The organism is Streptomyces sp. MI02-7b (assembly GCF_033793585.1).
Taxonomy (GTDB): domain Bacteria; phylum Actinomycetota; class Actinomycetes; order Streptomycetales; family Streptomycetaceae; genus Actinacidiphila.
Map to the genome: position 1 here is coordinate 1 of NZ_JARAWX010000072.1, position 994 is coordinate 994.

Annotated in this window: 1 protein-coding gene; it reads right to left on the reverse strand. The window is 67.5% G+C overall.

The window, feature by feature from the left end:
• Positions 1-21: 21 nt before the first annotated feature.
• Positions 22-936, reverse strand: a complete 915-nt coding sequence (locus tag PV364_RS41105; RefSeq protein ID WP_319666058.1) for an IS982 family transposase — start codon at positions 934-936, stop codon at positions 22-24.
• Positions 937-994: the final 58 nt, after the last annotated feature.

Here is a 994-nt window from a genome sequence, read left to right on the forward strand (position 1 = left end):
CTAGATGATCGATTCCAAGGGTTAGTGGTCGTAGGCGGTCAGGGAGCGCAGGGTGGGCTGGCCGGTGTGGTGGTTGTGCCAGATCGCGGCGGTCAGGGCGAGGAGTCGTTGCAGGATGCGGACGGCCACGCCGCCGGGGGTGCGGCCGCCGTGCCGCTCCAGGTCCAGTTGGCCTTTGAGGGTGTCGTTGACCGACTCGATCAGCTGCCGTAGCGGCTTGAACAGCTGTGCTCCGGCCCGCTCGGGTTCGCCCTTGCGGGCCGGCCGCAGTAACCGCACGTCCAGTTCTGCCAGGCGCCGCTCGAACTCGCGACCGTAGTAGTGCCGGTCGGCTATCAGAGTCTGGCCCGGGCGGTCGGATGCCAGGTCGCCGTCGACGGTCAGCAGGTCCAGCAGCGTCTCGCGTTCGTCGGCCTTGGCGCCGGTGAGCGCGAAGCCGACGGGGAGCCCGTGCAGGGTGCACACCAGGTGGAGCCGCAGTCCCCAAAAGTAGCGGCTGTGGCTGGCGCAGTAGCCGTATTCGGCCCATCCGGCCAGGTCAGAGCGACGCACGGTTTCCTTGGAGCGGCCGCATTCCACCGGCGTGGAGTCCACCACCCACACATCGTCGTTCCACAAGGCGGTGTCGGTGGCCAGGATCCGGATCGTCAACCGGATCAGCTCGGCAGTCCGCCGCAGCCGCTTGTTGTAGCCGGGCTGCAGTGGCAGGTACGGGAACAGGTGCCGCAGGCGGGTCCGGGCATGCCGTATCCAGCGGGCTTCGGAGGTGTAGCCGAGCAGGGCCTGCATCACCGCCAGGGTGACCAGCTCGGCGTCCGACAGCCGCGGGGCGATGCCCACCGTGGGCCGCCACGGCGCCAGATGCGGCGAATCCTTCAACAAGTCGTCGACACGCACGTAGAGTGCAGTCGCGAGGGTGTCTATCTCGGTCGTCACACACTGAGAGTGGACACCCTCGCCTTATCTCGTGGCCGAACCCTTGGAATCGATCATC